The organism is Rhizobacter sp. P3_B12, from assembly GCF_056402895.1.
Genome location: NZ_JBFUGN010000823.1, coordinates 1 through 2,808 on the forward strand (window position 1 = coordinate 1; position 2,808 = coordinate 2,808).

Annotated in this window: 4 protein-coding genes; 2 read left to right on the forward strand and 2 right to left on the reverse strand. The window is 69.2% G+C overall.

The annotated features are described in order from the left end of the window. A partial coding sequence (locus AC1D01_RS28570; protein ID WP_477872432.1) for a response regulator occupies window positions 1-578 on the forward strand: 578 nt, incomplete at its 5' end. Window positions 579-599: 21 nt separating this feature from the next. Here the strand turns inward: AC1D01_RS28570 and AC1D01_RS28575 are convergent. Then, complete coding sequence (locus tag AC1D01_RS28575) at window positions 600-1,082, reverse strand: nuclear transport factor 2 family protein (RefSeq protein WP_477872434.1); 483 nt, start codon at window positions 1,080-1,082, stop codon at window positions 600-602. A 117-nt stretch (window positions 1,083-1,199) separates the two neighbouring features. On the opposite strand from AC1D01_RS28575, the gene AC1D01_RS28580 reads away from it, so the two are divergent. Continuing rightward, a complete protein-coding gene (locus AC1D01_RS28580; protein WP_477872436.1) occupies window positions 1,200-2,126 on the forward strand; it encodes a LysR family transcriptional regulator in 927 nt (308 codons plus the stop codon). Window positions 2,127-2,133: 7 nt separating this feature from the next. Here AC1D01_RS28580 and AC1D01_RS28585 read toward each other — a convergent pair whose 3' ends face one another. Continuing rightward, a complete protein-coding gene (locus AC1D01_RS28585; protein ID WP_477872438.1) occupies window positions 2,134-2,553 on the reverse strand; it encodes a globin family protein in 420 nt (139 codons plus the stop codon). Window positions 2,554-2,808: the final 255 nt, after the last annotated feature.

Here is a 2,808-nt window from a genome sequence, read left to right on the forward strand (position 1 = left end):
TCTTCGAGCCGTTCTTCACGACCAAGGCCGAGGGCATGGGCACCGGGCTCGGCCTCGCGGTGTCGCGCTCGCTGGCGCGCGAGCACGGCGGCGACCTGATCCTCGAGGCGGCCGGCCCGGACGGCGGCGCGAGCTTCCGGCTCAGCGTGCCGGTCAGCGGCGTGGCCGACGAGGCGGTGGCGGTGCCGCGCGCCGAACCGGTGGAGGCGCCGGCGCGGGCGCGGCTGCTGGTGGTCGACGACGAGGCCGAGCTGCTGGGCCTGATGCGCGAGATGCTGGAAGGCGCGGGCTACGACGTGGCGACCGCCGAATCGGGCGCGGTCGCGTTGGCGATGCTGGAGACGGCGCGTTTCGATGCGATCGTCTCCGACCTGCGCATGCCCGACATCGACGGCGCGGCGCTGTGGCGCGAGGTGAGCCGGCGCCGGCCGCGGCTCGCCCGGCACATGCTGTTCGTGACCGGCGACACCTTGTCGCCCGATGCGCGCGAGTTCCTGAAGGAGGCGCGCTGCACCGGGCTGGACAAGCCCTTCTCGAAGGCGGACCTGCTGGCGCGGGTGGCGGCGCTGGTGGCATAGCCGCCTGGGCGCCCGATTACTTCAGGATCGTCTTCTCCGAGTGTCCGAAGAGGAGGATCGTGCGCATGCGGCCTGCGGCGTCGAATTCGACGACGTCGTAGCCCCAGAAACCGGCCTCGCCCTTGGCGTCGACGAATTGCCAGGTCGCCAGGCCGTGGTTCTCCAGCCCAGCATTTCGTTCATCCGGAACAGCCCGCCCGGGCTGCGCTTCTGGAACACTTCGAGATGCGCAACCACCTCCGCAATTCCGCGGCGTGTTTGAAGCGGGTTGGTGAAGACGACGCCTTCCGAAAGACTGTCGCGCAGCAGTGCCAGTCGCTTGCTGTCGTCGATCGGCGCCCACGCGGAAAGATAGGTTTCGTAGGTCCGCGCGCGCGGGTCCGACTTCGCGGATGGACCTCCGGGAATGGCTTGCGCAGCGAGTGAAACCGCCGGCGAACCACCACCGGAAAGGAGAAGCAGAGAGATGGCCATTACTTTTCGTCGTTGCATCAGAACTGACATGCGGATCTCCATTGACAAGGCATGCGCAAAGTCTGCCCGACGCCCGGGAGCGCGAGAACCCGCACGCCGGGCAAGGCAAAGTTGCCTTTCGGGACAGGCGAAGCCCGCCTGAGCCGCATGCTGGACAGCGAACTCTCCCTCTCTCAGCTTCGATGCTTCGTCGCGGTCGTCGATTTCCGCTCGCTGACGGAAGCGGCTCGTCAACTGGGCATGTCCCCGGCGAGCATGTCCAAGGCCATCACGAGGCTGGAACAGACCAGCGGCGTCAAGCTCTTTCATCGGTCCACGCACGCCCTGTCATTGAGCCAGGACGGCGAGCGGCTGGTGGGTGCTGCGCGCGAGGCGGTGCGTGCGGCCGGCGTCTTCAGCAAATCGGCGGGGGCGCGCCACCAGGACGGTACGTCGGGCTGGATCCGGATCACGGCGGCGGTGGCCTTTGCACGCGAGGTCCTGACGCCCTTGCTGGCGGATTTCGGCCGGGAGCACCCGACCGTCCGGATCGATCTTCGCGCCACGAACGAACTCGTCGACCTCGCCAGGGATGGCGTCGACCTGGCCATTCGCAGCGGGTCGCTGGCCGACCTTCCAGGGCATCTCCAATCCCTCTGGTTCAAGTTCCCGTGGGTGGTTTGCGCCGCGCCGCAGTACCTCAGCGGAAAGCCGCTTCCATCGCGCCCCGAAGACATCGCTCAGCATCGGCTGATCGGGTTCAGGAACCAGCACACCGGGCAGGTTCGAGCGTGGACGTTCTGCCGGCCGGGGGCCGACGCCGAGGAAATCCGGATCGTGCCCGAGCCCGCGATGATCTTCGACGACGGGGCCTCCGCCGCGCTGGCCGGGATCCAGGGGGCCGGCCTGATTGCTGCGCCGCAGTGGCTTGTCGCCAGCGCCCTCGACGCAGGGCAACTGGTGGAGCTGTTGAGCGACTGGAGAGCGGCTGATGCACCCATCAGCTTCTWGCGGCGGGAGCGACACCTCGTGCCGGAGCGGGTCGACAAGCTCATCGCTTTCCTGCGCGCGCGACCGCCGCTCGCGGGCGACTGAAGAGAGGTCAGGCCACCGCACCTTCGCGCGCCGCCTCGATCATCGTGCGCGACACGATGCCGTACATCGCCGCCCACGCGTCGTGCACCTCGGGCGTGAACGCGTCGCCCAGGCCCTCGCGCAGCGTCTTGATCAGCGCGCCGCCGACGGTCGCGTAGTGCTCGGCGTGCACGCCGTAGCCGGCGTGGCGGCGGCCGAGCAGGCGCAGCGCGGCATGCAGCGTGTACGGATCGTCGAGCACGCGGATCGCCGCGGCCAGCATCGTCATCAGGCGCTCGCCCTGGTGGCGGATGTCGGTGCGGAACAGCGCACGCAGGCCGGGGTCGGCGGCGAACAGGTTCTCGTAGAAACGCTGCGCGGTGTCGGCCGCGTGCGGCTGCACCAGGTTGAAGCTGTGGCGGATCAGGTGGATGTTGTGCGGGCTCATGCGGTGGTTTCCTTGCGATGTGTTGCAAGGATGGCGAGCGATTGATTCGCCGCCGTTTCGACGCCGCCCCCGGCGTGTTTCGTTGGTTGCCGCGTGCGGTGTCAGGCGCCGGTGGTGCGCCAGCGCAGCGTCACCGACAGGCCGTGCCGCGCCGGTCCGGCCGGCGTGTCGTCGCGCAGGCCATCGCCCAGCTCGATGCGCGCGCCCAGCTGCCGCGCCGCCGCCTGCACGATCGCGAGGCCGAGGCCCGAACCC

Bases quoted from the DNA above. Each gene is read 5' to 3' on its own strand.
- AC1D01_RS28575 (WP_477872434.1), bottom strand. From the start codon at position 1,082: ATGTCAGTTCTGATGCAACGACGAAAAGTAATGGCCATCTCTCTGCTT.
- AC1D01_RS28585 (WP_477872438.1), bottom strand. From the start codon at position 2,553: ATGAGCCCGCACAACATCCACCTGATCCGCCACAGCTTCAACCTGGTG.